The sequence below is a fragment of the Robiginitalea biformata HTCC2501 genome, assembly GCF_000024125.1.
Taxonomy (GTDB): Bacteria; Bacteroidota; Bacteroidia; order Flavobacteriales; family Flavobacteriaceae; genus Robiginitalea; species Robiginitalea biformata.
This window is the reverse complement of the sequence record NC_013222.1, coordinates 2,270,422-2,294,716: the sequence shown is the minus strand read 5'-3', so window position 1 is coordinate 2,294,716 and position 24,295 is coordinate 2,270,422. Positions and strand designations below refer to the sequence as shown.

The 24,295-nt window shown below is 56.2% G+C and carries 25 protein-coding genes and 1 tRNA gene; 16 read left to right on the top strand and 10 right to left on the bottom strand.

The window, feature by feature from the left end; all coding sequences use genetic code 11:
* Window positions 1–33 precede the first annotated feature (33 nt).
* Entirely contained in the window at window positions 34–1,233 is a 1,200-nt protein-coding gene (locus RB2501_RS10140) for a hypothetical protein (RefSeq protein ID WP_148214341.1), read from the bottom strand.
* A 153-nt stretch (window positions 1,234–1,386) separates the two neighbouring features.
* Here RB2501_RS10140 and RB2501_RS10135 point away from each other — a divergent pair, with 153 nt between their 5' ends.
* Genes RB2501_RS10135 through RB2501_RS10125 form a run of 3 tightly spaced genes read left to right on the top strand, consistent with a single transcriptional unit; the run spans window position 1,387 to window position 3,885 of the window.
* Window positions 1,387–1,884 (top strand): SRPBCC family protein, encoded by a 498-nt coding sequence (locus RB2501_RS10135; protein WP_015754707.1) that lies wholly within the window; start codon window positions 1,387–1,389, stop codon window positions 1,882–1,884.
* Between the two features lie 2 nt (window positions 1,885–1,886).
* Window positions 1,887–2,579: an SDR family NAD(P)-dependent oxidoreductase gene (locus RB2501_RS10130; protein WP_015754706.1), complete on the top strand. Its 693-nt coding sequence runs from the start codon at window positions 1,887–1,889 to the stop codon at window positions 2,577–2,579.
* A gap of 1 nt (window position 2,580) precedes the next feature.
* On the top strand, window positions 2,581–3,885 hold the full coding sequence (locus tag RB2501_RS10125) for a cryptochrome/photolyase family protein (protein ID WP_015754705.1): 1,305 nt from the start codon (window positions 2,581–2,583) through the stop codon (window positions 3,883–3,885).
* A 15-nt stretch (window positions 3,886–3,900) separates the two neighbouring features.
* Here RB2501_RS10125 and RB2501_RS10120 read toward each other — a convergent pair whose 3' ends face one another.
* Complete coding sequence (locus RB2501_RS10120; protein WP_041327186.1) at window positions 3,901–4,950, bottom strand: DUF6340 family protein; 1,050 nt, start codon at window positions 4,948–4,950, stop codon at window positions 3,901–3,903.
* 248 nt (window positions 4,951–5,198) lie between these two features.
* Here RB2501_RS10120 and RB2501_RS10115 point away from each other — a divergent pair, with 248 nt between their 5' ends.
* Genes RB2501_RS10115 through RB2501_RS10095 form a run of 5 tightly spaced genes read left to right on the top strand, consistent with a single transcriptional unit; the run spans window position 5,199 to window position 8,866 of the window.
* A complete protein-coding gene (locus tag RB2501_RS10115; protein ID WP_015754703.1) occupies window positions 5,199–6,629 on the top strand; it encodes an amidohydrolase in 1,431 nt (476 codons plus the stop codon).
* A gap of 1 nt (window position 6,630) precedes the next feature.
* Complete coding sequence (locus RB2501_RS10110) at window positions 6,631–6,927, top strand: GNAT family N-acetyltransferase (RefSeq protein ID WP_041327740.1); 297 nt, start codon at window positions 6,631–6,633, stop codon at window positions 6,925–6,927.
* 1 nt (window position 6,928) lies between these two features.
* Window positions 6,929–7,354 carry a (4Fe-4S)-binding protein gene (locus tag RB2501_RS10105; protein ID WP_015754701.1) on the top strand — a complete coding sequence of 142 codons (426 nt, stop codon included), beginning with the start codon at window positions 6,929–6,931 and terminating at the stop codon, window positions 7,352–7,354.
* A gap of 37 nt (window positions 7,355–7,391) precedes the next feature.
* Window positions 7,392–7,844, top strand: coding sequence for a VOC family protein (locus RB2501_RS10100; protein ID WP_015754700.1), 453 nt, complete (start codon window positions 7,392–7,394; stop codon window positions 7,842–7,844).
* 8 nt (window positions 7,845–7,852) lie between these two features.
* Window positions 7,853–8,866, top strand: a complete 1,014-nt coding sequence (locus RB2501_RS10095; RefSeq protein WP_041327185.1) for a pirin family protein — start codon at window positions 7,853–7,855, stop codon at window positions 8,864–8,866.
* A gap of 11 nt (window positions 8,867–8,877) precedes the next feature.
* Here RB2501_RS10095 and murA read toward each other — a convergent pair whose 3' ends face one another.
* The 3 genes from murA to RB2501_RS10080 form a co-directional block, all read right to left on the bottom strand.
* A complete protein-coding gene (gene murA, locus RB2501_RS10090; RefSeq protein ID WP_015754698.1) occupies window positions 8,878–10,185 on the bottom strand; it encodes a UDP-N-acetylglucosamine 1-carboxyvinyltransferase in 1,308 nt (435 codons plus the stop codon).
* Window positions 10,186–10,190: 5 nt separating this feature from the next.
* A complete protein-coding gene (locus RB2501_RS10085; protein WP_015754697.1) occupies window positions 10,191–10,853 on the bottom strand; it encodes a DUF4290 domain-containing protein in 663 nt (220 codons plus the stop codon).
* An 86-nt stretch (window positions 10,854–10,939) separates the two neighbouring features.
* Complete coding sequence (locus RB2501_RS10080; protein ID WP_015754696.1) at window positions 10,940–11,233, bottom strand: DUF493 family protein; 294 nt, start codon at window positions 11,231–11,233, stop codon at window positions 10,940–10,942.
* 116 nt (window positions 11,234–11,349) lie between these two features.
* On the opposite strand from RB2501_RS10080, the gene RB2501_RS10075 reads away from it, so the two are divergent.
* From RB2501_RS10075 to RB2501_RS10055, 5 genes are all read left to right on the top strand, one after another.
* Window positions 11,350–11,916, top strand: coding sequence for an AAA family ATPase (locus tag RB2501_RS10075; protein WP_015754695.1), 567 nt, complete (start codon window positions 11,350–11,352; stop codon window positions 11,914–11,916).
* Complete coding sequence (locus RB2501_RS10070; protein WP_015754694.1) at window positions 11,909–13,789, top strand: RecQ family ATP-dependent DNA helicase; 1,881 nt, start codon at window positions 11,909–11,911, stop codon at window positions 13,787–13,789. Before RB2501_RS10075 ends, RB2501_RS10070 begins: the two co-directional genes overlap by 8 nt.
* On the top strand, window positions 13,786–14,733 hold the full coding sequence (fmt, locus tag RB2501_RS10065) for a methionyl-tRNA formyltransferase (protein WP_015754693.1): 948 nt from the start codon (window positions 13,786–13,788) through the stop codon (window positions 14,731–14,733). Before RB2501_RS10070 ends, fmt begins: the two co-directional genes overlap by 4 nt.
* Before the next feature lie 178 nt (window positions 14,734–14,911).
* Window positions 14,912–15,184: an HU family DNA-binding protein gene (locus tag RB2501_RS10060; RefSeq protein WP_015754692.1), complete on the top strand. Its 273-nt coding sequence runs from the start codon at window positions 14,912–14,914 to the stop codon at window positions 15,182–15,184.
* Between the two features lie 124 nt (window positions 15,185–15,308).
* Window positions 15,309–15,869 carry a YqgE/AlgH family protein gene (locus RB2501_RS10055; RefSeq protein ID WP_015754691.1) on the top strand — a complete coding sequence of 187 codons (561 nt, stop codon included), beginning with the start codon at window positions 15,309–15,311 and terminating at the stop codon, window positions 15,867–15,869.
* Window positions 15,870–15,984: 115 nt separating this feature from the next.
* Here the strand turns inward: RB2501_RS10055 and RB2501_RS10050 are convergent, their stop codons facing one another.
* Window positions 15,985–16,836, bottom strand: coding sequence for an aminotransferase class IV (locus RB2501_RS10050; RefSeq protein WP_015754690.1), 852 nt, complete (start codon window positions 16,834–16,836; stop codon window positions 15,985–15,987).
* A 120-nt stretch (window positions 16,837–16,956) separates the two neighbouring features.
* The gene (locus RB2501_RS10045) at window positions 16,957–17,340 is read right to left on the bottom strand and encodes an START-like domain-containing protein (RefSeq protein ID WP_015754689.1); all 384 of its coding nucleotides are present in this window, start codon (window positions 17,338–17,340) and stop codon (window positions 16,957–16,959) included.
* 168 nt (window positions 17,341–17,508) lie between these two features.
* On the opposite strand from RB2501_RS10045, the gene RB2501_RS10040 reads away from it, so the two are divergent.
* Window positions 17,509–17,582: transfer RNA gene (locus tag RB2501_RS10040), tRNA-Met, on the top strand.
* 244 nt (window positions 17,583–17,826) lie between these two features.
* Here the strand turns inward: RB2501_RS10040 and RB2501_RS10035 are convergent.
* From RB2501_RS10035 to RB2501_RS10025, 3 genes are all read right to left on the bottom strand, one after another.
* Entirely contained in the window at window positions 17,827–18,495 is a 669-nt protein-coding gene (locus tag RB2501_RS10035) for a bifunctional 4-hydroxy-2-oxoglutarate aldolase/2-dehydro-3-deoxy-phosphogluconate aldolase (RefSeq protein ID WP_041327183.1), read from the bottom strand.
* An 11-nt stretch (window positions 18,496–18,506) separates the two neighbouring features.
* Window positions 18,507–19,547 carry a sugar kinase gene (locus tag RB2501_RS10030; RefSeq protein WP_015754687.1) on the bottom strand — a complete coding sequence of 347 codons (1,041 nt, stop codon included), beginning with the start codon at window positions 19,545–19,547 and terminating at the stop codon, window positions 18,507–18,509.
* Window positions 19,548–19,745: 198 nt separating this feature from the next.
* The gene (locus RB2501_RS10025) at window positions 19,746–21,221 is read right to left on the bottom strand and encodes a potassium/proton antiporter (protein WP_015754686.1); all 1,476 of its coding nucleotides are present in this window, start codon (window positions 21,219–21,221) and stop codon (window positions 19,746–19,748) included.
* A gap of 203 nt (window positions 21,222–21,424) precedes the next feature.
* Here RB2501_RS10025 and RB2501_RS10020 point away from each other — a divergent pair, with 203 nt between their 5' ends.
* Together RB2501_RS10020 and RB2501_RS10015 are read left to right on the top strand one after the other, a co-directional pair.
* Complete coding sequence (locus tag RB2501_RS10020) at window positions 21,425–23,347, top strand: DUF294 nucleotidyltransferase-like domain-containing protein (protein WP_015754685.1); 1,923 nt, start codon at window positions 21,425–21,427, stop codon at window positions 23,345–23,347.
* Window positions 23,348–23,388: 41 nt separating this feature from the next.
* The gene (locus tag RB2501_RS10015) at window positions 23,389–24,057 is read left to right on the top strand and encodes a 3'-5' exonuclease (protein ID WP_015754684.1); all 669 of its coding nucleotides are present in this window, start codon (window positions 23,389–23,391) and stop codon (window positions 24,055–24,057) included.
* The last annotated feature ends 238 nt before the right edge of the window (window positions 24,058–24,295 follow it).

The following is a 24,295-nucleotide window of genomic DNA, read 5'->3' as shown; positions in this document are numbered from 1 at the left end:
GCGTAAATGCGATGGGGCTGTGACGGGTGATTCTCAATAGCGCAGGAAGGGCTCGGAGAGTATGGCCCCGCGAAAATACAGGGTCAGGTAATAAACGGAAGTATTCAGGGTAGCTATGTCCAGGCGTCCGGCATCTATTTCCGGCGCATTCTCGAACAGGACCATCCGGCCGGCCGTGTCGAAAACGGCCCGGGCCAGGATGGGTGCCGGGCGGTTGAGCTCGTAACGGAGTTCATCCGAACCTGCAGCCCGGAAAATCACCAGGCCGCCCGGTTGATTCGAATGGCCGGGTTCCGGTTCCCCTCCCTCCTCGCCCGGTTCCCCGGGTTCTCCGGGTTCTCCGGGTTCTCCGGGTTCCTCCCCCGGGGGTTCGCCATCCCTGGTAAAAGAATAAAGAGATGCCGGTAGCGAAGCCAGGCTGTTGGAAAAGGACTCCGTACTGACAAAGAACCGGCCTGAGGCATCTGCTGTAATCCCTTCGGCCTGGCCAAACCCGATATCCAGTAATTGCCTCCGGGTTTCGGGCGGAAAATTAAAGGTGTCGTTTGTTTGCGGTACCTCAATGAGAAAGGGCTGGAGAACGCTGGTATATCCCAGGAGGGCATAACCGCCACCAGGCCTGGGCGTGGCCCCGGTAATCAGGCCGCCTGCGGCGTAGGCCCCGCTCCGCAGGGCCAAATGATCGCCGGGCGATTTGGGGATTCGGTATGCCACCGTACCGTTGCCCTGCCATTGTTTTGTAAATACAATCAGGGAGTCTCCCCGTACCACCAGGGCCTCAGCATCCCAATCGCTGTTGGTTGTCCCGCTGAAATCCATCTGGTCTTCGTATGTGTATCCAATGCGGTCGGCGGTTACGGATGTATTCCCGGCTGCCAGGTCCTGTTTGGCGACCCGGTAGATGGCCAGGTCTGTACGGGTACCCCGGGTATTGCCGAAATCCCCGATATACACGTAATCCGTATCTTCTGCCAGGTCTTCCCAGTCTGTATTCAAAACGCCTTCCACGCGTACCTGTCGTTGTATCTCCAGGTTTACAGTGTCCAGATAATACAAAAGCGGTTCGTTGCCCGAGTCGTTATGCGTGATTATTTGAGGGCCGATGACCAGCAGCCCGGAAGTTTCCGAAACGATTTCCGGCAGGTTGCCCAGCAACCGAAGGTCTTCCTGGGCCCGAAGCGGCCCAAGGCCCGACAGGCAGACTACCAGCCCCATCAAAATGCGCATTCCCATGCGAAAAAGGTACAAATTCTATCCATCTCCGTGGCATTTCCACGACAGAGCTACGATTTTTCCGACCAGGACCCAATAAGAAATTTTAATTATTGTTTAACTCTTATATCTTTTTCCTAAACAAAATGATTGTATCTTTGAACAAAGTACCTGATGAAGTGTTATCAATTGCAAGCGGAACAGTCCCTGGCCCTTTCCAAACAAGAGGCCTGGGACTTTCTGTCCAACCCGGCCAACCTGCAGCGCATCACCCCGGCCCATATGGGCTTTAAAATACTGGAAGGCGCCGACCGGCCTATGTATCCCGGGCAAATCATCCACTATGTGGTTTCCCCGTTTCCAGGGATTCGCACCCGATGGGTCACTGAGATAACCCATGTTCGGGAAGGAGAATATTTTGTAGATGAACAGCGATTCGGCCCATACGCCCTCTGGCACCACAAACACTTTATCGAGGCCGTCGAAGGCGGCGTCCGGATGACGGATGTCGTGGACTACAAATTGCCCCTCGGATGGCTGGGCCGGTTAGCTCACGGGCCTGTGGTTAAAAGACAGCTGACGGCCATTTTCCGGTACCGGGAGGCCGAACTCGACAAACGGTTCGGCAAGCTTCCCGGGAGACCTTCCGCCCTCACATTTAAATCGCTTTGACAATGAAAAAGAACTTATTGATTATCGGCGGTTCCTCCGGCATTGGCCTGGAACTCGTCAAGCTACTGAAAGACAACCACAACATATATACGGCCTCCCGGAAACCCGGCCCCCTGGAGGACCTCGGTGTCCCGCACACAGAACTGGACGTCACCGGGGATTTCGATTCCCTGGATGGGCTGCCGGATACCCTGCACGGGCTGGTCTATTGCCCGGGAAGCATCAATCTGAAACCGTTTAAAATGCTCAGCGTGGATGCTTTTAGCCAGGATATGGACCTGAATTTTACCGGCCTGGTCCGGGTACTTAAAGCCGTGATGCCGCGCTTTGCCGAGTCGGCCAGCCTGGTTTTCTTCAGCACGGTGGCTGTGGGGAACGGCATGCCCTTCCACAGCAGCGTGGCGGCTTCCAAAGGGGCCATCGAAGGCTTTGCCCGTGCCCTGGCTGCCGAATACGCCCCCCAATTGCGCGTGAACGTGGTGGCCCCTTCCCTGGTGGATACCCCCATGGCTTCCCGCTTGCTGAACAATGAAAAGAAACAGGAAAAAATGGCGGAACGGCACCCGATGAAGCGGGTTGGAAAACCTTCGGATATCGCGCACATGGCGGCCTTCCTGCTTTCGGATGAAAGCGGATGGATGACCGGCCAGGTCCTTGGGGTGGACGGGGGCCTGAGTACCATCAACCTGAGTTAAAATGGGCAAATCCGTCAACATCTTCTGGTTTCGGCGCGACCTGCGGCTCGAAGACAACCGGGGCCTGTGCGAAGCGCTGGGCGCGGGCAGGCCCGTCCTCCCCATTTTTATTTTCGATTCGGAAATCCTGGACGGGCTGCCGGCGGATGACCCCCGGGTTACGTTCCTCCACGACCGTTTGCAGGAGCTCCGTTCCCGCATGCAGGAAAATCAGGGCAGTTCCCTGGCAATCTACCACGGGAAGCCCCTGGAGATTTTTAAGGAACTGGCATCGGACTGGGACGTCGGGCAGGTGTTCACAAACCGGGATTACGAACCCTATGCCCGGGATCGGGATGAGCAGGTGGGCCAATGGCTCAGCGAGCAGGGAATTGAATTCCACACATTCAAAGATCAGGTCATTTTTGAAAAGGACGAAGTGGTCAAGGATGACGGCGACCCCTATGTGGTTTACACCCCCTATATGAAGAAATGGAAGCAGGTCTTCCGGGACACCCCCCTTGCGACGTTCGATTCCGCTGGCCAACTGGGGAACCTGATCGCACATTCCCGGTTGCCCAACCCGGACCTTGCCGATTTCGGCTTTGAACGCTCCGCGATTCCCGTTCCGGATTATGATATGGGCGGGAAACTGATTGACGCATACGAAGACAACCGGAATTACCCGGCCCGGGAAGGTACCTCCCGGTTGGGACCCCACCTGCGCTTTGGCACCATCTCCATCCGACAGGCGCTGGGGAAGGCCCTGGAATCGTCCAATGAGACATTCTGGAACGAGTTGATCTGGCGGGAGTTCTTTATGCAGATCCTCTGGCATTTCCCGCGTACGGTCCATGAGGCCTTCCGCAAGGAATACGACCGCATCGCGTGGCGGAACGACGAATCGGAATTCGAGAAATGGCGGGAGGGCCGCACCGGCTTTGCCCTGGTGGATGCGGGCATGCGGCAACTCAATGCATCCGGGTATATGCACAACCGCGTACGGATGCTCACGGCGAGTTTCCTCTGCAAGCACCTGCTGATCGACTGGCGTTGGGGGGAGGCGTATTTTGCGGAAAAACTACTCGACTACGAAATGGCCAGCAATGTTGGCAACTGGCAGTGGGCAGCCGGGAGCGGCGTAGATGCGGCCCCCTACTTCCGGATCTTTAACCCGATGACCCAGGTAGATAAATTCGACAAGGATAAATCCTATATCCGGGAGTGGATACCGGAATACGGCACGGAGGATTACCCCGAAAAGATGGTAGATCACAAAGCGGCCCGGGAACGTTGCCTGAAGACCTATAAGGCCGCCCTGGATTAGGCAGACCCGGCGCCCTTACCAGGCGAGGTCCGCCATCAATTGTTCCTGACGGGCCCGGCGCCCCTCGAGCGTGCGTGCGTAATCCAGTGCGTGGCGGGTTCCAAAATCCGCATAGGATCTGCGGGCCCAGTCGATGGCAGCATCCAGGTCGCCGTTGATTTCATTGATAATCGCCATGTTGTAGAAAGCCCTGCCGGCCACCTTCCCCTTCGGATGGTCGGTCTCCCGTTCCCAAAGCCGGGCGGCACCGTCCCAGTCACCGGTTTGGGCCAGTCGCTTGCCGCGCACAAATAAATCGCTTCCCCTTACAAAATAGTCGCGGCCCACGCGAACACGTCGGGGTTCCAGCCTGCCGCCGTGGCGATACCCCGTTCGCTGGGAAAGCTCCAGCACCCGGTCCTTGCGCACTCCGATGGATTCCAGGGCGGCTACCGGGTTGATCCCCTGTCCGCTCACCAGGAAACGATCTGTATAGACCCATTCGTCTACCGGCAGGGGAAGGTCCGGGAGGTAGATTCGCCAACCGTTGCGCACCTCGGTATCCAGGTCCAGCTTATGGGCGGGGACGGAGATCGGCAATCCGAGGTCACCGGGCAATTCCATCATCCCGAGTTGCAGATTGACCCGGGTATCCGTATCGTAAAAGGAAAGGGAAAAGATCCCATCCAGCCCGTGGGTGTTGCATAACTCCCGAATCTGTTCCCGGGTAAGCGGCGCGGGCATGCCCCGCAGCCCGCGGGCTACTTGCGGCAGTTCCTCCAGGACCACCACAGCTTCATATCGGTTGGATAGGCGCAGGCGATCTGCCAGGCCCTCTATGGCGGCGGAAGCCCCGAGGGAATCCAGTTTCATGCCCTCTGCGGAAAGTACGGCATCGATCTTTGCGAGGCCCCGGTTGCCCTCAGAGGGAAGGGAGCGGTTTATGATGCCGATGCGCTGGACGTTCCCGGGCAGCATTACAGCCGCCGGTTCCGTGACAGTCATACTCAGCCGGTTGGTTGCGCTGCAGGATGGGGCCAACGCGAGGACACCGGATAACAGGCAAAATTGAAAGATTCGTCTCATGGCTTAGGTTTTGTGGATTTAATATCGGTTCCCTGCGGTTGGCATATGGGGGCCATTCCCGGGGCAATTCCCACCGATTTTTTCCAGTTCCTATTCAATTAACAGGCCAATCCGGCAAAAATTGCATTTTTTCGATGGAATACACCTTCATTTCCGGCCGCGCGGTTCCGGGGAGACATCCATTTTTTGGTATATTTAGGTGCCCGCCAGAAAGCCGGGCAGACGCAGCGACTAATTCAAATACCACTATGAAGAAAAGCTTACTCCCCTTGGGCCTGTTATTCGGCCTGTTTGTGCACGCACAAAAAATGGGCCCCGAAAAGCGGGCTATTGTCGAATCCATCAATGCCCACCAGCAGGAACTGATCGCCCTGAGCGACTCCATATGGGCAGCGGCCGAAGTGGCCTTCCAGGAAAACATATCGAGCCGGCTACTGGCCGATTACGCCGAGGAAAACGGCTTCACGGTAGAACGGGGCGTTGCCGGCATGCCCACTGCCTTCGTTGCCACTTACGGCAGCGGCAGCCCGGTGATTTCGGTACTCGGGGAATTCGATGCATTGCCCGGGATCTCCCAGAAAGCCCAACCCACCAAGGAGGCTTTGGACCCCGGGGGCGCCGGCCACGGATGCGGGCACAACCTCTTTGGCACCGCCAGCTTGGCTTCAGCCATTGCCGTCAAGGAACTCATCGAGGCGGGAGAGCTCTCCGGAACCGTCAAATTCCTGGGCACCCCGGCCGAAGAAAAGTTTTTCGGCAAAATCTGGATGGTCCGGGAGGGCCTCTGGGACGACGTGGACGTCAACCTGAGCTGGCATCCCGGAGCCGAGATAGAGGCGGATGTCCAGAGCACACTGGCCCTGGTAGATTTTAAGGTCGAATTTTTCGGCCAGGCAGCACATGCTTCCGCCGATCCGTGGAACGGGCGCAGCGCCTCCGACGCGTTGGAGCTCTACACCACCGGCATCAATTATTACCGGGAGCACATCCAGCCAACGGTTCGCATTCATTATCACATACAGGACGGGGGCCAGGTAGTCAATGTGGTCCCGGATTATTCCCGGATCTGGGTGCGGGTTCGGGATACGAAACGGGAAGGCATGATGCCCGTATACGAACACGTGCAAAAGATGGCGGAAGGCGCCGCAATCATGGCGAATGTAGATTATAAAATCTCCCTGATATCCGGGATTTACGAAACGCTCGTCAACCGTACAGGGGGCGAGGCGATGCAAAAAAACCTCGAATTGCTGGGGCCGATCGAATACACCGCATCCGAGCAGGAATTCGGCAAAAAGATACAAATGGCCACCGGGAAGCCCCAGGTGGGCATGGACAGCGAAATCCGGCCGCTGAAAGCCACCCGCGAAAACCCGGGGGGCGGATCTACGGATGTGGGAGACGTCAGCTGGAATGTCCCCAATATCAACCTCGGGGTAACCGTGGCTCCCAAGGATACCCCCTGGCACTCCTGGGCAGTGGTTGCATGCGGGGGGATGAGCATTGGCCACAAAGGCATGCTCTACGCGGCCAAGGCCATGGGGATGACCATGGTTGATTTGTTCAAAAGCCCAAAACTGGTGGAGGCCGTAAAAGAAGAATACCGGGAACGCAAAGGGGAGACAGTATATGAACCGATCATCCCGGAAGGACCGCCACCTATTAATGCTGAAAAATAACATGGCAACTCATACGCTTATTGACAATTCGGAAGAGAAACGCTACGAATTTCGGATCGGCGACCAGGCGCCGCGAATTGAATATATACGCACCAAAGACAAAATCTACCTGACCCATACCGAGGTCCCCGATGAGCTGGAAGGCCAGGGCATTGGCAGTTCCCTGGTGCGTGCCGTCCTCGAAGACATCGAGAAAAAGGACCTGACCCTGGTGCCGCTCTGTCCGTTCGTCGCCGGGTATATCAAAGAAAACCCCGAGTGGAAAAAACTCGTGCTAAAAGGGATTAACATCGAATAATATGAGCGACGAAATCGTAAAAGAATATTCAAAGGGCAATTTTCACGTCATCTGGAAGCCCCGCAAATGCATCCACTCAAAAGTCTGCGTCGAGGCACTTCCGGAGGTATACCGCCCGCAGGAGAAACCCTGGATCAAACCGGATCACGCCTCCGAGGAGGCGCTGCGGGAGCAGATCGACCGGTGCCCGTCGGGTGCCCTGGGTTACCGGGAAGACAGCCGGGCAGGGAAGCAACCGGAGTCCAAAGGGGCCGTTAAAGCGCAGGTGGTGAAAGGGGGGCCTTTGCTGGTTCGAGGTTCCCTGGAACTGGAGTCCCCGGACGGGGAGCAGACCCTGGAGGGCAGCACGGCTTTCTGCCGCTGCGGCGCCTCGGATAACAAGCCGTTTTGCGATGGCAGCCATAAGGACGTGGAATTTGACAACTAAGGCCTTGCGGGCCGCCGAACAACCCATTTAACCAAATATGAAGAAATTACTACTGCTTGTATTACTGTTCGCCTGGGGCGGGCTGTGGAGTCAAAAATTCGATTTCACCTACGACCATTACTCGTTTATCGTTGAGGATCTGAAGAAAACCGGGGACTTTTACGCCGATGTGCTGGGCCTTGAGGAGATCCCGCACCCATCGGATACTTTAAATTTCCGTTGGTTCCGCATCCGCGGGAATACCCAGGTACACCTGATCCGGAAAGACGAGGTACAGAAGTCCGAGAGCAAGAGCGTCCATCTGTGCCTGGCGATCAAAGACCTGGACGGCTACATCGAATTCCTGGAATCCCGGGACATCCCCTACTGGGATTGGCCGGGGAAGATCAATACGGTGACCCACCGGGCCGACGGAGTGCGGCAGATCTACCTGCGCGACCCGGAAGACAACTGGGTGGAGATCAATACGGCAGAACACGAATTCAACTAATCCCCGCTATGGCAACATCTCCCCGTATATTCCCGTTGGGCTTTCCCTGGGAAACCCCGGACCCCTTCCTGTTTTGCGTACACCATCTGGATAAATATCCCAGCGGTAATGCGGAATTGGGGCCGGACGCATCCCTGGAAGGTCGTTCCCTGGGTAACGACTTTACGCTCCGCGACGGATGGCGTATGTACCACGGGCGGTCCGTCCCCGGATTTCCGGCCCACCCGCATTGCGGATTTGAAACGGTGACCATCGTAACGCGCGGATTCTGCGACCATGCGGATTCCCTTGGGGCGGCAGCCCGCTTCGGGGAGGGCGACGTCCAATGGATCACCACGGGCAGGGGCCTGCAACACTCCGAGATGTTCCCGCTCCTGGACCGTCAGGGACCCAATACCCTGGAATTATTCCAGATATGGCTCAACCTCCCCGCCCGGGGTAAACGGGTGGAGCCTCACTTTAAAATGCTCTGGAAGGAGGACCTGCCGGTTATCCAAAAGGAAAAAGCGACCATTCGGCTGGTAGCGGGCAGCTACGACGATGTCCAACCGCCGTCACCCCCTCCGAACTCCTGGGCGGCCAATCCCGACAACCGGGTGGTAATCGCCCTGATTGACCTCGCGCCCGGGGCATTCATCTCCTTGCCGGAAACGGAGGAAGGAACACACCGCCGGCTCTACCTGTTTGAGGGCACCGGCCTCAGCATTTCCGGGGATGGGGCGGGCGAAAAGACCATCTCTGTGGAAAGCGGAAAAGGCGTGGAACTAGCCCCCCGGGCCTGCCAACTGCGGAGTGGGGAGGAACCGTTGCGCATCCTGTGGCTTCAGGGGAAACCCATCGACGAACCCGTGGCCAAATACGGGCCGTTCGTCATGAATACCCAGGAGGAGATCGAACGCGTTATGGAGGAATTCCGGGCCACGCAATTTGGCGGCTGGCCCTGGCAACATCAGGATCCTGTCCACAAGCGGGATGCCAACCGGTTTGCCAGGTTTCCGAACGGCACCGAAATCAGGAAATAACAAGTTACCGTTCAGACCCGGGTAATCCGGGCTCCGATTGCCTGCAGGCGCGTGTCGATGGCCTCGTACCCGCGATCGATTTGTTCGATGTTGTGAATGGTGGACGTCCCTTTTGCCGAAAGGGCGGCGATCAGCAGGGAAACGCCGGCGCGGATATCCGGAGACACCATGGTGGTTGCCTTGAGCGTCGATTGGAAATTGTGGCCGATGACCGTGGCCCGGTGCGGGTCGCAAAGGATCACTTTTGCCCCCATGTCCAGCAGCTTATCCACGAAGAATAACCGGCTTTCAAACATTTTCTGGTGGATGAGGACTTCTCCCCTGGCCTGTGTCGCCACTACCAGGAGGATACTCAGCAGGTCCGGCGTCAGCCCCGGCCAGGGCGCGTCTGCAATCGTAAGGATGGACCCGTCGATGTAATTCTGTATTTCATATCCGTCCGTATGGGCCGGGATATGGATGTCGTCGTCCCGGCGCTCCAGGGTGATCCCCAACTTCCGGAAGGTCGTCGGGATCAGGCCCAGGTCGTCCCAGCTCACGTCCTTGATGGTCAACTCGCTTTGGGTCATGGCGGCCAACCCAATCCAGCTGCCGATCTCGATCATATCGGGGAGCATGCGGTGCTCGGTTCCCCCCAGGGATTCCACCCCTTCGATGGTGAGCAGGTTAGACCCTACCCCTGTGATGCGGGCCCCCATGCGGTTCAGCATTTTACACAATTGCTGCAAATACGGTTCGCAGGCAGCGTTGTAGATGGTAGTTGTGCCTTCCGCCAAAACCGCGGCCATGACGATATTTGCGGTACCTGTAACGGAGGCCTCATCCAGGAGCATATCGGTTCCTTTGAGTTTTTTGGCCTCCACCCCGTAAAAGTGTTCCTCCTTATTATAGCGGAAGGATGCCCCCAGCTTGATAAACCCTTCAAAATGGGTGTCCAGACGTCGGCGTCCAATTTTATCCCCGCCCGGCTTCGGGATATACCCCTGCCCGAATCGCGCCAGCAGCGGGCCCACCAGCATGATGGAACCCCGGAGGCTCCTGCCATCCGCCTTGAAGGCATCGCTTTGCAGGTAGTCCATGTTAATATCGTCCGAACGGAAGGTATAGGAACCCTTGCCCTTTTTCTGGATTTTAACCCCCAGGTCCTCGAGGATTGCAATGAGTTTGTTGACATCCACGATGTCCGGGATGTTGTGGACAGTTACGGGTTCGGATGTCAGCAGGACGGCACAAAGTATCTGCAAGGCCTCGTTCTTGGCCCCCTGGGGCGTGATTTCACCCTGCAGGCGATGCCCTCCTTCAATTCTGAATGATCCCATGTGTATTAATAGCGCTTTTTGCCCCGGCTTCCCCGCGAACCCTTCTTCCCGGAGTTGCTGCGGCCTGAAGATTTGGTAGTCCTCGTTTGTTGCTGCTTGAGGAACTGGCCGCTTTCGGTGAGGTTTTCCCCATCGGAGGCCAGGTCGATTTGTCCGTCGCTGAGTTCGAAAAGGTGCTGGAAGATGACCTTGTCGTCGACAGTATCCTTGTTCCAGTTCAGGTAGCACTTCTTCATGTGGTTGGCGATGGCGTATTCCAGCCCGTCGCGCTTATCCCCTTTCTCCCACTGGATGGCCTGGTCGATCATCCGCTTGATGTTGTTTCCGTAAAACCGGTATTTTGGGTGGTTTTGGGGATAATCCAGGGGTTCCGGACGTTGCTGCAGGGTTTCCTTCGGGGTGATGGGAAACGGGGAATCCACATCCAGTTTAAAATCGGACATGATGAATAATTGATCCCAGAGCTTGTGCTGGAAATCGGGAACGTCCCGCAGGTGCGGCTGCATGTTGCCCATAACACTGATAATGGCCTGGGCAATCCGGTTGCGTTCGTCCCGGTCTTCGATGCCGACGCAGTAGTCGACCATTTTCTGAAAATGCCGCCCGTATTCCGGGATGTGCAGGTGCGGGCGTTCGGTATTGTATTCGAGGTGATCTATTTGAGTCAAAAGGATAGAGGCTAATTAACGAATTCGATGTTGCCCGGGAAGTTCCGGGGCTCGCAAATTACTGAAATTATATGAGATTACCATAATCAGAGCGAAATGACGCCCGGTATTTTTCCCACTTCCCGGTAATAGGCAATGACGGCATCCGGGTCCGGCAGGTTAACAGTTACGGACAGGCTCGTGTACTTTCCCTTGCGCGACTGTTTGGATTCGATAACCGCCCCCGTATTGTCAAAAACCGACTGGATCCTGCCGATTTTATCCGGATCGGACGGGACGATAAACTTATAGAGGTAATCGGATGGCCAGTTGGCGGATTTCTGTAATTCCGCCTTCAGCCTGTCGTAGAATTCAGCCTTGTCTTTTGAATCCATGCCCATTTGTTTTTGCAAAGATACAAGACGCCGGCCATTTCCCCCTGCCGTCGGGAATATGTATTTTTGCGGGGAGCAGCCGATTGTCCGGACACCTGCGGCCGCCTGCCAGCTATTGACTTATGAAGAAACGAATCGTAATCACCGGGGGGCCCGGAACGGGTAAAACGGCCCTGGTCAGCCAGCTCGAAAGCCTCGGGTATCCCTGTTTCCACGAGATTATCCGGGAGATGACCCTCAGGGCGCGTCGGGAAGAAACGGGGACGGCCCACCAGACGAACCCCCTGGCATTTGTCCGCGACCCGCTCGCCTTCAACAAAAAAATCCTGGAAGGCCGCATGGAGCAGTTCCGGGCTGCAGAACAACTGCAGGACCCCGTGGTATTTTACGACCGGGGCCTGCCCGATGTGATTGCCTATATGGACTACTTCAAGCAGGACTACGATGCGTACTTTACGGCTCCCTGCCGCCAGATGCGCTACGACATGGCCGTAGTGCTTCCGCCCTGGAAGGAAATCTACCGGCAGGACCATGAACGCCTGGAGAGTTTCGAGGAGGCCTGTGCCATCCACAGCTGCCTGGAAAGGAGCTACCGGGAATGCGGATACGAGGTGCACGCGCTCCTTCCGGGCACCCTGGAAGAACGCTGCCGCGAATTGTTAGACCTCATCGGAAACCAAAATGACTAATCCCCGGACCATCCTGAGGCAGTATTGGGGCCACGATTCCTTCCGGGGCTCCCAGGAGGCAATGATCCGCGATGTCCTGGACGGCCTGGATGTTATCGGGCTCATGCCAACCGGGGGTGGTAAAACCCTGTGTTACCAGGTCCCGGGCCTGATCCGGGAAGGCATTTGCATCGTCGTTTCCCCACTGATCGCCCTGATGGAGGACCAGTTGGCGGGCCTACGGGCAAAAGGCGTCAAGTCTTTGGGGCTGTTTGGCCGCCTGTCCGAAGAGGACCTGCTCCGGCAACTGGACAATGCCGCCTTTGGGCAATACCGCTTCCTGTACCTCTCCCCGGAACGACTGAAACAGGACATCGTCCGCCAGCACCTGGAGCGCATGCCGGTCTCCCTCCTGGCCATCGACGAAGCCCACTGCATCTCCCAGTGGGGTTTCGATTTCCGGCCCGCCTACCTGGAATGCCGCGTATTGCGGGAGATGCATCCCGGCGTCCCCACCATTGCACTCACCGCCACAGCTACCCCGCAGGTGCTCGGGGACATTACCGGGTTGCTCGGCCTGGAGGAAGCCCGGGTATACCGGGATTCCATCCGCCGCGAAAACCTCCGGTACGCCGTCAGCCGGTCCGAGGACAAGCGGTACCGGCTCCGCGCCCACCTGGAATCGGTAGCGGGAAGCGCCATCGTCTACGTTCGGACCCGGAGGAATACCCTGGCCGTTGCCGCCTTCCTGAACAAGCATGGAATTCAGGCAGGCCCCTACCACGGGGGGATGACCCAGGCGGCAAAATCCGATGCGCTAAGGGATTGGCAGGCAGGCGCACTCCGCGTGATCGTAGCTACCAATGCCTTCGGCATGGGAATCGACAAGTCGGATGTCCGGACCGTGGTACATTTCGAAATACCCGAAACCCTGGAGCATTACTACCAGGAAGCCGGCCGGGCGGGCCGGGATGGCAAACCCGCCAGCGCGCTTTTGCTCGCACCCGAGGCGGATTCGGACCGGACAGCGGAATACTTCCTGGGCAACCTGCCGGAAGTCGCCGACCTGATACAGGTTTACCGCAAACTCAACGCCTATTTCGGAATCCCCTATGGGGAAGCCCCCGAAATGCCGCTCCCTTTTCGGTTTGAAGCCTTCTGTGAAACCTACGGCCTGCCAGCGGCAAAAACGTACAACGCCCTGGAAATCCTGGACCGGCAAGGAGTTATCTCACTGCTACAGGTTTTCAAGACCACCCTGAAGATGCGGCTGACGTGTTCCAAAACGGCCCTCTGGGAATATTTGGACACCTACCCGGACCTACAGCAAACCGTCCACATCCTCCTGAGGACCTACGGGGGGCTCTTCGATTTTGAAACCCCGGTTGGCCTGCGGTCCCTGGCGCGAAAACTCGCCGTCCCGGAAGCCAGCCTGCTCACTTCCCTGAAACGCCTCGAGAAGGATGGCCTGGCGGACCTGCAGGTCCGGGAGGGGGACATGGAGGTGTTTTTCCTGGTCCCCCGGGAGGACGAACGAACCATCCACGCCTTCGCCAAATCCGTCAAAACCCGCCTGGAGGTCCGGGCCGGGAAAGTAGGGCAGATGCTCGCCTATATCCGGGAGGTAAAAGATTGCCGGCAGGCAGCCCTGATGCGCTATTTCGGGGAAGACGATCCGGGGCGCTGCGGACACTGCGACCTGTGCGCCCCCAGCCCGGGCCACCCGGGTATCCGCGACAAAGTCCTCCGGGAACTCAGGCAGGGCCCGATGACCTCCCGGGAATTGTCCCGGGCGGGTTGCCATCCCGAAAATCAATTGCTCAGCTGTTTGCAACACCTCCTGGAAGAAGGACGGTTGCGGCTGGACAAACAGAATCAATACACCCTGGTATGAAAGATCTCAATATCGCCTTTATGGGCACCCCGGAATTTGCGGTGGCCTCCCTGGATGCGCTAATCCGAGCGGATTTCAAAATTGCCGTCGTGATAACCGCGCCGGACCGGCCGGCCGGACGCGGCCGGAAACTCCGGGCCTCGGCCGTAAAGTCCTATGCTGTGGAAAAGGGCCTTCCCGTACTGCAGCCCACCAACCTGAAAGACCCGGACTTTGTGGAGCAGCTTGCCTCCTTTGGCGTCAACCTGCAAGTGGTGGTCGCTTTTCGCATGCTGCCCCGTCAGGTCTGGGAGTTCCCGGAACATGGCACCTTCAACCTGCACGCCTCCCTCCTGCCCGATTACCGGGGGGCGGCCCCCATCAACTGGGCAGTGATCAACGGGGAACGCACCACGGGCGCAACCACCTTTTTCATCGATGAGCAGATCGATACGGGACACGTCATCCTGCAGGAATCCCTGGAGATCGGCCCGAGGGAAAATGCCGGGCAGTTACACGACCGGCTGATGGCGCTCGGGGCCGGGCTCGTAGTGGAGACCGTGCGCCAGATTCAGGCAGGGACGGTTACGACCCACCCGCAGCCCGAGCCGGAGCCGGACAAAATAGCCCCGAAGCTCTTCCGGGATGATTGCCGCATTGACTGGAAAGCCCCGGCAGCGCAAATCGACAACCTGATCCGCGGACTGAGCCCCTACCCAACGGCCTGGACGCAACTTGAGACCGGTTCCGGCACCACCACCTGCAAAATCTACGCAGCACGGCCCGCAGACACCCCTTCAAATGGCAGTCCGGGCGACCTGCATGGTATGGACAGGAAGTTATTTGTGGATACCTCGGACTCCCAGTTGGAAATCCTCGAATTGCAGCCGGAGGGAAAACGTCGGATGCCCGTTTCGGATTGGTTGAATGGCACCGAGCTCAAAAAAAATGACCGGTTTCGCTGAAGCCCCGTAAAATCGGGGCTCCGCAAATGTGTCGTGAATTTTCTCACTTTATTAACAAACCTCCGAAGTTATCAACAAAATCGGCGATTTCCCCCGGTTTTACTTGCTTCAACGGCAAATCCGTATAATTTTGTTTGCGCTTTGCAATATGTATAACAACATTTAACGTACTAAAATTATGAACAAAACAGAATTAATCGATGCCATGGCAGCCGATGCCGGAATCACCAAAGCCGCAGCCAAAAAGGCGCTGGAATCTTTCCTCGGAAACGTAGAGAGCTCTTTGAAAAAAGGAAACCGCGTTTCTTTAGTAGGATTCGGCTCCTGGTCTGTTTCCAGAAGGAATGCTCGCGAGGGCCGCAACCCTTCTACCGGGAAAACCATCCATATCCCGGCAAAAAACGTAGTAAAGTTTAAAGCAGGTTCCGAATTAGGAGATGCGGTAAACTAAAAAGGGGTGCCATTCGTACCCTATAGAAATCAACCCCGGCCCCTGCGCCGGGGTTGCTTTTTTAGGTACCCTTTGATAATTGGCGGATTTGTCCTATTTTTAATTTAACGGTAACCTTCCGTCTATGTTAGGTATACAACCAAAGAAGGGGAAACTGCTCATCGCAGAGCCCGCGCTCACCGGGGACGTTTCCTTCAACCGGTCCGTGGTGCTCCTGGCAGAACACAATCAGGAAGGCTCGGTGGGCTTTATCCTGAACAAGCCGTTAAACTACAGCATGAGCGACCTGGTAGACGAAATCCAGGTGCCCTTCCCCGTTTACAATGGCGGCCCCGTGGAACAGGACAACCTTTACTTCATCCACAAGGTTCCGGACCTGATTTCAGATTCTGTCGAAATTTCGGACGGTATCTACTGGGGGGGCGACTTTGACACAACCGTAGCGCTTATCAACGAGCGGAAGATCAGCCAGAACGATATCCGGTTTTTCCTGGGTTACTCCGGCTGGGCCTCCCTGCAGCTGAACCAGGAGCTCGACTCCAAATCCTGGATCGTCGTCACCAACAAGTACGAAAGCGATATCATCCAGAAATCCACCCAGGCCTTCTGGCGGGAAAAGATGATGGAATTGGGCGGGGATTACCTGCTATGGTCAAACGCGCCGGAAAACCCCAGCCTGAATTAAACTGCAGCCTGAATTAAACTGCAGCCCGAATTAAACTGCAGCCCGGATAAAACTTCCACCCGGATCAAACTTTCACCCGGATCAAATTTCCAGTCAGACAACGTCCCTACCACGATTATACGCCGGCACCAACGGCGGCAAGATTCAATTTTCCGGTTAAAAAACGCGCGGCATCCGATTGGAACTCCGCCTTCCGGTAACTCGTAACCGAGCGGATCCCCACAATGGCATTCGTAAAGAACAATTCATCGGCTTTTTGCAGGTCGAAGGGCGAGATGGCCGCCTCCTCCAGGGAATACCGACCGGAACCCGGTACGATTTTCAGCAATTGTTTACGGATGATGCCCTCCAGGCAACCGCTTCCTGACGGGGGCGTCCGAATCTGATCGCCGGAGCGGATAAACAGGTTGCCACTCAGGGCCCCGGCCACTTCTTTGTTCTGGTTGAGCAACAGGCAGGTATCCAGGCCGTTTTCAGCGGCGTAGATACTGCCCAGGACCTGGACGAGCCGGTTGGTGTGCTTAATACCCGAAAGGGAGTCCGCAGGTACATAATAATCCCGGAATAGGTCGGCCCTGCAAGGCGCTTCGGAAAGTTTATACCCCGGGGATTCCAGGGGTTCCGATTCAATGATATATCCGATATCCAACCGGTCCGGCCCGTAGCGGCCGCCTGCATCCCGGAAGACCGTAATCCGGACCCGGGCAGGCTGCCCGTTGCGGCCTCCGGCTTCCAGCGTTTTCAGTATCTCCGCTTCGGCAAACTCCATATTGAACATCATGGGAATCTCCATCCGCAACTGCCGCATGGAGGCCATCAGCCTGAAATAGTGGTCTTCCCAGAAGAAGAGCTGTTTCCCATTATAGCGGAGGGTTTCAAACAGCGCATCCCCATAGCGCAGGCCGCGGTTGGTATGGTTCAGGAAATGAGAGGAATCCGGGAGCAGGTCCCCGTTGAAGTTAATCATGTGGCGTACCTTGATTTTCCGCGCAAGATACAATATTCGGGAGGGATTGCAGGGGGCTGTCACCGCCGGCTGCTCACGGTTGCAGCCCGGGAATATACCCGGCCTACCTCCCCAGGGGCGTCAGGTGGATCCCAGAATCTGCTTCAGGTCGGAAACCTGGTTGGTCCAGAGCATTTTGGCTTCTTCCAGTTCATCCTCCTCGGCGAAGTCGGTAATAAAAAGGGAGACGTCCTTGGTAATCTCGTCCACGATGATGCGCATTTCAAAATAACTGTCGTCATCGTTGTATTCCCAGGCAAAACGAACAAATTCGTCCGTCTTGCGCTTGAGCAGGCGGGCAACTTCCTCGGTGCCTTCCCAAATAAAGGTAAACCGTTCCCCCCGGGAGTTTACGTTGTCCGCAAACCATTCGGATAACCCGGAAGGGGTAGCGAGGTACTGGAACAGCAGCTGAGGGGATGCTTGTATGACAAATTCAATCTCAAACTTCGTTTTCTCGTCCATTCCGGGGTAGTATTAGCAGTTTGCGACCCAATTTCGGGCTGCGCATGGTACGCGGGCAATATATCGAATTATAGATGATAAAAAAATAATTCAAAAAAACTTTTTGGCCCGTCCCTGTTGACTGGACGGGAATTAAAAACTATATTTGCAGCCGTTTTAAAATGAGTCGGCGAGGTAGCTCAGGTGGTTAGAGCGCAGGATTCATAACCCTGAGGTCGGGAGTTCAAGTCTCCCTCTCGCTACAAGCCCTCCGGGCTTTCTATCAAACGGTTTGTGCGTGCACAAACCGTTTTTTTTATGGCCGCACGCTCTGGATGGGTCTAACAGGATGGTGAGCAATGCCAAAACGGTGGGAAACGGGATTTGGCGAATGCTCAATGGGATTCCAATCATCCCATCCTGGTTGTCGGCTGGCACAACGCGGGAAGCACCCCCGGCAATCAGCTGGCAAAGAAGTCGACGATGGCCCGGATGCCGACAGCTTTCCTATTTTCGGATTCTGGCTATGGTAGCCAGGGTGGAACGGACAATCTCCTCCAGGCCGGCAAAGTCCTCCTTGGCCAGCAGGGATGAGCTGATCAGTTTGGAGCCCATCCCGACACAGCAAACCCCGGCTTCAAACCAGGCTTTGAGGTTGGATTCCTCCGTACTGACGCCGCCGGTGGGCATCACCTCGGTCCAGGGCTGTGGCCCCTTTATGGCCTTTACAAACCCGGGGCCGTAGACGGATCCCGGAAAGAGTTTGATGATCTCGCAACCCAGCTCCTCAGCCCGGTTGATTTCGGTCAGCGAACCGCAACCGGGCGACCAGAGGATCTTCCGCCGGTTGCAAACACGGGCGATATCCTCCCGCAAAGATGGGGTTACAATAAAATTAGCCCCCATCTGGATGTACAACGAGGCCGCAGACGCATCGGTGACTGAACCAACCCCAAGGATCATCCCCGGCAGTTCTGCCAATGCAAATTTATTCAGCTCCGAAAAGACCTCAAAGGCGAAGTCGCCGCGGGCGGTGAATTCCATCAGCCGGGCGCCCCCGTCATAGCAAGCCCTGAGTACTTTCTTCCCCAACTCGGGGTCCGGGTGGTAAAACAGCGGGACCATCCCGTTTTCCCGCATGGCCATCGCCACTTCAATTCTTGAATAATTCGCCATGAGTCTGTCGTTTATCGGGCTACCCGGCCGGAGGCGTCCCCGCCCATTAACTTTTCAACTTCTGCCACGGTGACCAGGTTTGCGTCGCCCTTGATGGTGTGTTTCAGGCAGGAGGCCGCCACGGCAAAATTCAGCGCATTCTGGTCGTCCTCAGGATATTTCAGCAAGCCGTAGATCAGCCCGCCCATAAAGGAGTCCCCGCCCCCTACCCGGTCCACGATATGGGTGATCTGGTATTCGGGGGATTTATACATCTTTTCGCCGTCGTACAACACGCCTGCCCAGGTATTGTGGGAGGCCGAAATAGACCCGCGCAAAGTGGTGATGACTTTTTTAGCTTTCGGGAATTTCTTCATCATTTGCTCGCACACAGATAAAAAGGCCTCCGCCTTGACGTGTTCCCCCTGGGTGGTAATATCCAGGCCCTCCGGTTTGATGCCGAAATGTTTCTCTGCATCCTCCTCGTTGCCCAGCACGATGTCACAGTACGAGGTCAGCTCGGTCATGATGGCTTCCCGGTCCCCGCCGTACTTCCAGAGCTTGGCCCGGTAGTTCAGATCTGTTGAAATGGTAACACCCATGTCGCTGGCCACCTTCACGGCTTCCAGGCAGGCATCTGCCGCCCCCTGGGAAATGGCCGGGGTAATCCCCGTCCAGTGGAACCATTTCACCCCGTTAAATACCTCTTTCCAGTCTACCATCCCTTTCCGGATTTCGGCCATGGCCGAATGCGCCCGGTCGTAAACCACTTTGCTGCCGCGGCTAACCGCACCGGTCTCCAGGAAATAGATTCCCAGGCGGTCTCCGCCAAAGATGATTTTATCCGTTCCGACGCCCCGTTTTCGCATTTCCATCAGGGCGCAGTGCCCGATATCGTTGTCCGGGAGACGGGTAACAAAATCGACGGGCACGCCGTAATTGGCCAGGGAAACGGCTACATTGGACTCTCCTCCCCCATAGACTACGTCAAAACTGTTCGCTTGTGAAAATCTGAGGAAATTCGGAGGCGCCAAGCGGAGCATGATTTCCCCAAAGGTCACTACCTTCTTCATCGCTATTGCTTTATTTAGATTGGTAAATTAATGGTTTTGTACGAGATCAACTAAAAGCCAGGCCGCCGTTGATATCCACACGGTTCCCGGAGATGTAAACCTGGTATCCCTGGAGCATGTCAACAGCCTGATGCAAGGGGATACCTCCGGTGCGATCCGGCGGTAGAACCGACCCCGCGAATTCCAAAATGACAGTGGTTAGCCCGCAGGTTCACTCCGAAGCAGACAGGCGTCTACCTGGTCGAGCCCGTCCTGCGTATCGGAAAGCACGATAAGCGTATCCCCTGCCCGGATTTCCGTCGATCCGTTGGGGACCAGGTACGTCCCGTCCCGGTGGATCATGGCGATAATCGCATTGCCGGGGAAATGCAGGTCCACAATCTTCCTGTCGACCGACCGGCACGACGGAGTAATCTCGATTTCCTTCATCGCCGCCTTGGGATTATCGGCCAGAAAGGTGTCTGTGGGCGTGAGAATCTTGCTTCCATCGGGCAGGGCCACATTCAGCCATTTGGCAAACGTACTTATCGTTGTCCCCTGAATCATCACGGAGGTGACCGAGATAAAAAATACAATATTGAAAATCATATTTGCTTTATCCATGCCCGCGAGGAGCGGGTAGGTGGCAAAAACAATGGGGGCTGCACCGCGAAGCCCGACCCACGAAATGTAGAGCCTCCGCCTCATTTTCATCCTGAAAAAACTCAGGCTGATCAGCACCCCCACGGGGCGGGCAACCAGAATCAGGAAAAGCGAAACGAGCAGGCCCACCCCGAGTACGGGAACGATCTCGCTGGGGAAGACCAACAAGCCCAGTGTCAGGAAAAGAACAATCTGCATCAGCCACGCCAGCCCGTCGTACATGCGCATAATCGTCTTCTTATGGATGAGGTCCTGGTTTCCCAAATAGACCGCGCAGATATAGATGGCCAGGAAACCGTTCCCTCCCACGAAGTCCGTTGCGGAAAAGGTAATAAACATCAGGGCAATCACCAGCACGGGGTACAATCCTTCAAAATCGAGGCGGATCCGGTTTACAACCATCTTGCTAAGCCGGCCGAAACCCCAACCCGCCAGACCTCCCAGTATCATCTGCAGGAAAAAGAACGGGAGGATTGAAAGGATATTTTGGTCCTGATTCATCACCAGGGTCAGGCAGGCAATAGTCAGGACATAAGCCATCGGGTCGTTGCTCCCGCTCTCGAGTTCCAAAGTAGGCCGCAGGTTTTCTCGGAGCGCGAGGTTTTTGGATCGCAGGATAGAAAAAACAGCAGCCGCATCCGTGGAAGAGACGATGGACCCCAACAGCATACTCTCGTAAACGGTAAAGTCCGTAATGAGCCAGACAAATGTCCCCAGGGTTCCCGCGGTGAGCAACACCCCCAGGGTAGACAGGGAAAGCCCTTCCTTTAAAACGGGTTTGACCGCCTCGTAGTTCGTGTCGAGCCCCCCTGAAAAGAGGATAAAGTTGAGCGACACAATCCCGATAAACTGGGCAATTTTCGGATCGTCAAAATAAATTCCCCCAATTCCCTCTGATCCGGCCAGCATCCCGATAGCCAGGAATATTAAAAGGGTTGGGACACCAAATTTATACGAAGGTTTCCCAACGATCACGCTGATGAGCAACAACAGGGAGCCAATCAGCAAGATATTTTCAATAGTAATGGTCATCGACAGGTCGTTTCGGCCCCACAAAGATACTATATCAAACGCCGGCGCAGCTCGCCATTTACGACCCGTGACCTATTGGCCCGGGTCCCGGCACCTTAGACGGTACCCGGATTCCCGGTTGCCGGCCGGGCCGGAAGGAAGCTGACGGGACATTGCCGGCCATTGCCCCTTTAATAGTACTTTTATGGGGTAAACGGACAGATATGAGCAACCGGATTTCCGAACGGGTGGCCGATTTTCTCCGGCGCTACCCACCCTTTGACGCCCTGGATGCCCGGGACCTGCAGGCGCTGGCCCTGGAGGTGGATATTCTCTACCGGGAAAAGGGAAGTTTCGTTTTTCGCGAAGGGGAGGATACCCATAGTAGCTTTTACGTGGTCCACAAAGGGGCCGTCGACCTGCAGGCATCGGCCCGGGAAGAACTCATCGACATCTGCGACGAAGGCGATATTTTTGGCCTCCGGCCCCTGATGGCGGGGGAAAAATACCAGTTGGAAGCACAGACCCGGGAGGAATCCCTGCTCTATGCCATCCCTTTATCGGTATTCCGCCCCTTTGTGCAATCGTACACAGCCGTGGGCAACTTCCTGTTGGAAAGTTTCGCCTCCAACACCCGGAATCCGTACACAAAAGCCCATGGCGGGAAACTGGTTTCCGGTTCCCGCGGCAATACCCCTGAAGCCGGGAGTGGGTTGCGGTACAACGAGGTGAGCCCCGTAAGCCCGCGAAAAAATGTCGTCAGTAGCTCCCCGGACACCCCGGCCAGCGAAATCGCCCGCCTGATGTCGTCCAAAAAGGTGGGTTCCGTCCTGGTTCTCGATGCGGGGCGTCCGGTGGGAATCATCACCGACAAAGACCTGCGGAACCAGGTAGCTACCGGAAATTTCCCCATATCGGCACCGGCCCGTTCCATCATGTCGGCACCGGTAATCACCTATCCGCCGAAGCTGAGCCTGACCCAGGCACAACTGGCCATGATGAAGAACGATATCAGCCACCTCTGCCTTACGGAAGACGGAACCCCGGACAGCCAGGTAGTGGGGGTGCTCTCAAAATACGACCTGGTACTCGCCATGGGGAATAACCCGGAGGTGCTTATGCGGGCCATCAAGCGTACGCGGAAGATCAAACGGCTACGGGCCATACGGATCCAGATCCAGGAGCTGCTCCGGGGGTACCTGGAGGCGAATATCCCGATGTCCATTATCATGCGCCTGATAGCCGAGCTCAACGACGCCTGCGTAAAACGCGTAGTGGAACTGGCCGTTAAAAAGGCCGGGGACCCCCCGGTGCCGTTTGCCTGGCTGGCAATGGGAAGCCAGGGCCGGGGCGAACAGCTCCTCCAAACCGACCAGGACAATGCGCTGCTGTTTGCGGATGTCCCGGAAGAACGCCTACCTGAAACCTCGGCGTATTTCCAGGACCTGGCCGGACGGATAACCCGCAACCTCAAGCGGATCGGCTATGCCTATTGCCCGGCCGAGATGATGGCTTCCAGCCCGGATTGGTGCCTGAGCCTGAGCGAATGGAAACACCGGGTTTCCCAATGGATTATCAACCCCGGCAAAAACGAGGTGCTGCTGTCCTCCATTTTCTTCGATTACAACCTGGCCTATGGGGACCGGGGCCTGGTGACCGAACTTTCCACACATATTTTCGAGAGCGTCAGAAAGTATCCCATCTTTTTTTACCACCTGGCCGCCGGGGCCCTGCAGAATCCATCCCCTACGGGGTTTTTCAGGCAATTCCTGGTAGAACAGGACGGGAAGCACAAGGATTTCTTCGATTTGAAACAGCGCGCGCTGATGCCCCTCACCGATGCCGCCAGGGTCCTGATCCTATCGCACGAAATCAAATCGATCAACAATACGGCAGAACGGTATGAAAAGCTCGCCGAACTCGAAGCCAACAACCGGGATCTCTTCCTCTCCTGCAGCTATGCCACCAAAGCCCTGCTGAAATTCCGGACCCGGCAGGGACTGCGACACGGGGACAATGGGCGGTTTATCGCCCTGGACAGCCTGAGCAAAGAAGAAAAAATCAAATTGAAACGCACCTTTAAAACCATTAAAGAGGTACAGGAATTGATCGCTGTGCGTTTCAAGGTATCCAACCTGCTGACTTAGGGGCCACCAACCGTGTCCATCGCTGATAAACCCAGGAACAGATGAAGAATTGGGATAATTTGGTCGAAAAAATCCGCCGCCTGCTGCCCGGTTCCCCCCAGGCTGCTCCGGAGTATCCGGAAGACCCGGGAGCGGTAGACTTTGTGGTGCTCGATACCGAAACCACAGGATTCAGCCCGCAGCATGACCGCATTCTTAGTATTGGCGCCCTACGCGTTAGCCAGGGGCGCATCCGGGTTAAGGAAAGCCTGGAACGCTTTGTAAAACAGGAGCGTTTTGACCGCGCCTCCGTGCCGATTCACGGCATCCTCCGCACAGGCAGTTCGGAACGCGTCACCGAAAGGGAGGCTTTGGCTGAACTGTTGGATTTTACAGGGCAATCGCCCGTAGTGGGACACCACATTTCTTTTGATCAGGCGATGATCCAGGCTGCCTGCCAGCGATCCGGGCTCGGCCCGCTGCGCAACCCATTGATCGATACGGGCCTGTTATACGGGCACACACTGATCAAGAGCCCGCTGCTGATTAAAAAGGACCACTATACCCTGGACGAGCTGGCGGACAAATTCGATATTTCCTGCAAAGACCGGCACACGGCCCTGGGGGATGCCTATATCACCGCCATAGCATTCCTAAACATCCTGGAATTGCTGCGGGCCAAGCGTCCACTCACCACACGGGACCTATTAAAACTCGGAAGCCGCAAATAATAGGCAATTTGGCCTGCCGAATACAGTGCCCTTGCAGTTCATCGAAAAAAAGTAATATTTCATCTGAAATATTCGTTCCTCTCATATATTTGTAGTCCCAAATCTTATTGCGCCTCCTATGGCAACACATTACACCTACTAAAAATTGTTTTAGCCGCTGAACCAGCTTGATACCTCGTGTTAGCGGCCTGTTTTTTTGGTATCGGATTGCTCCACCTGCCCTACCCCGATGTAGGCA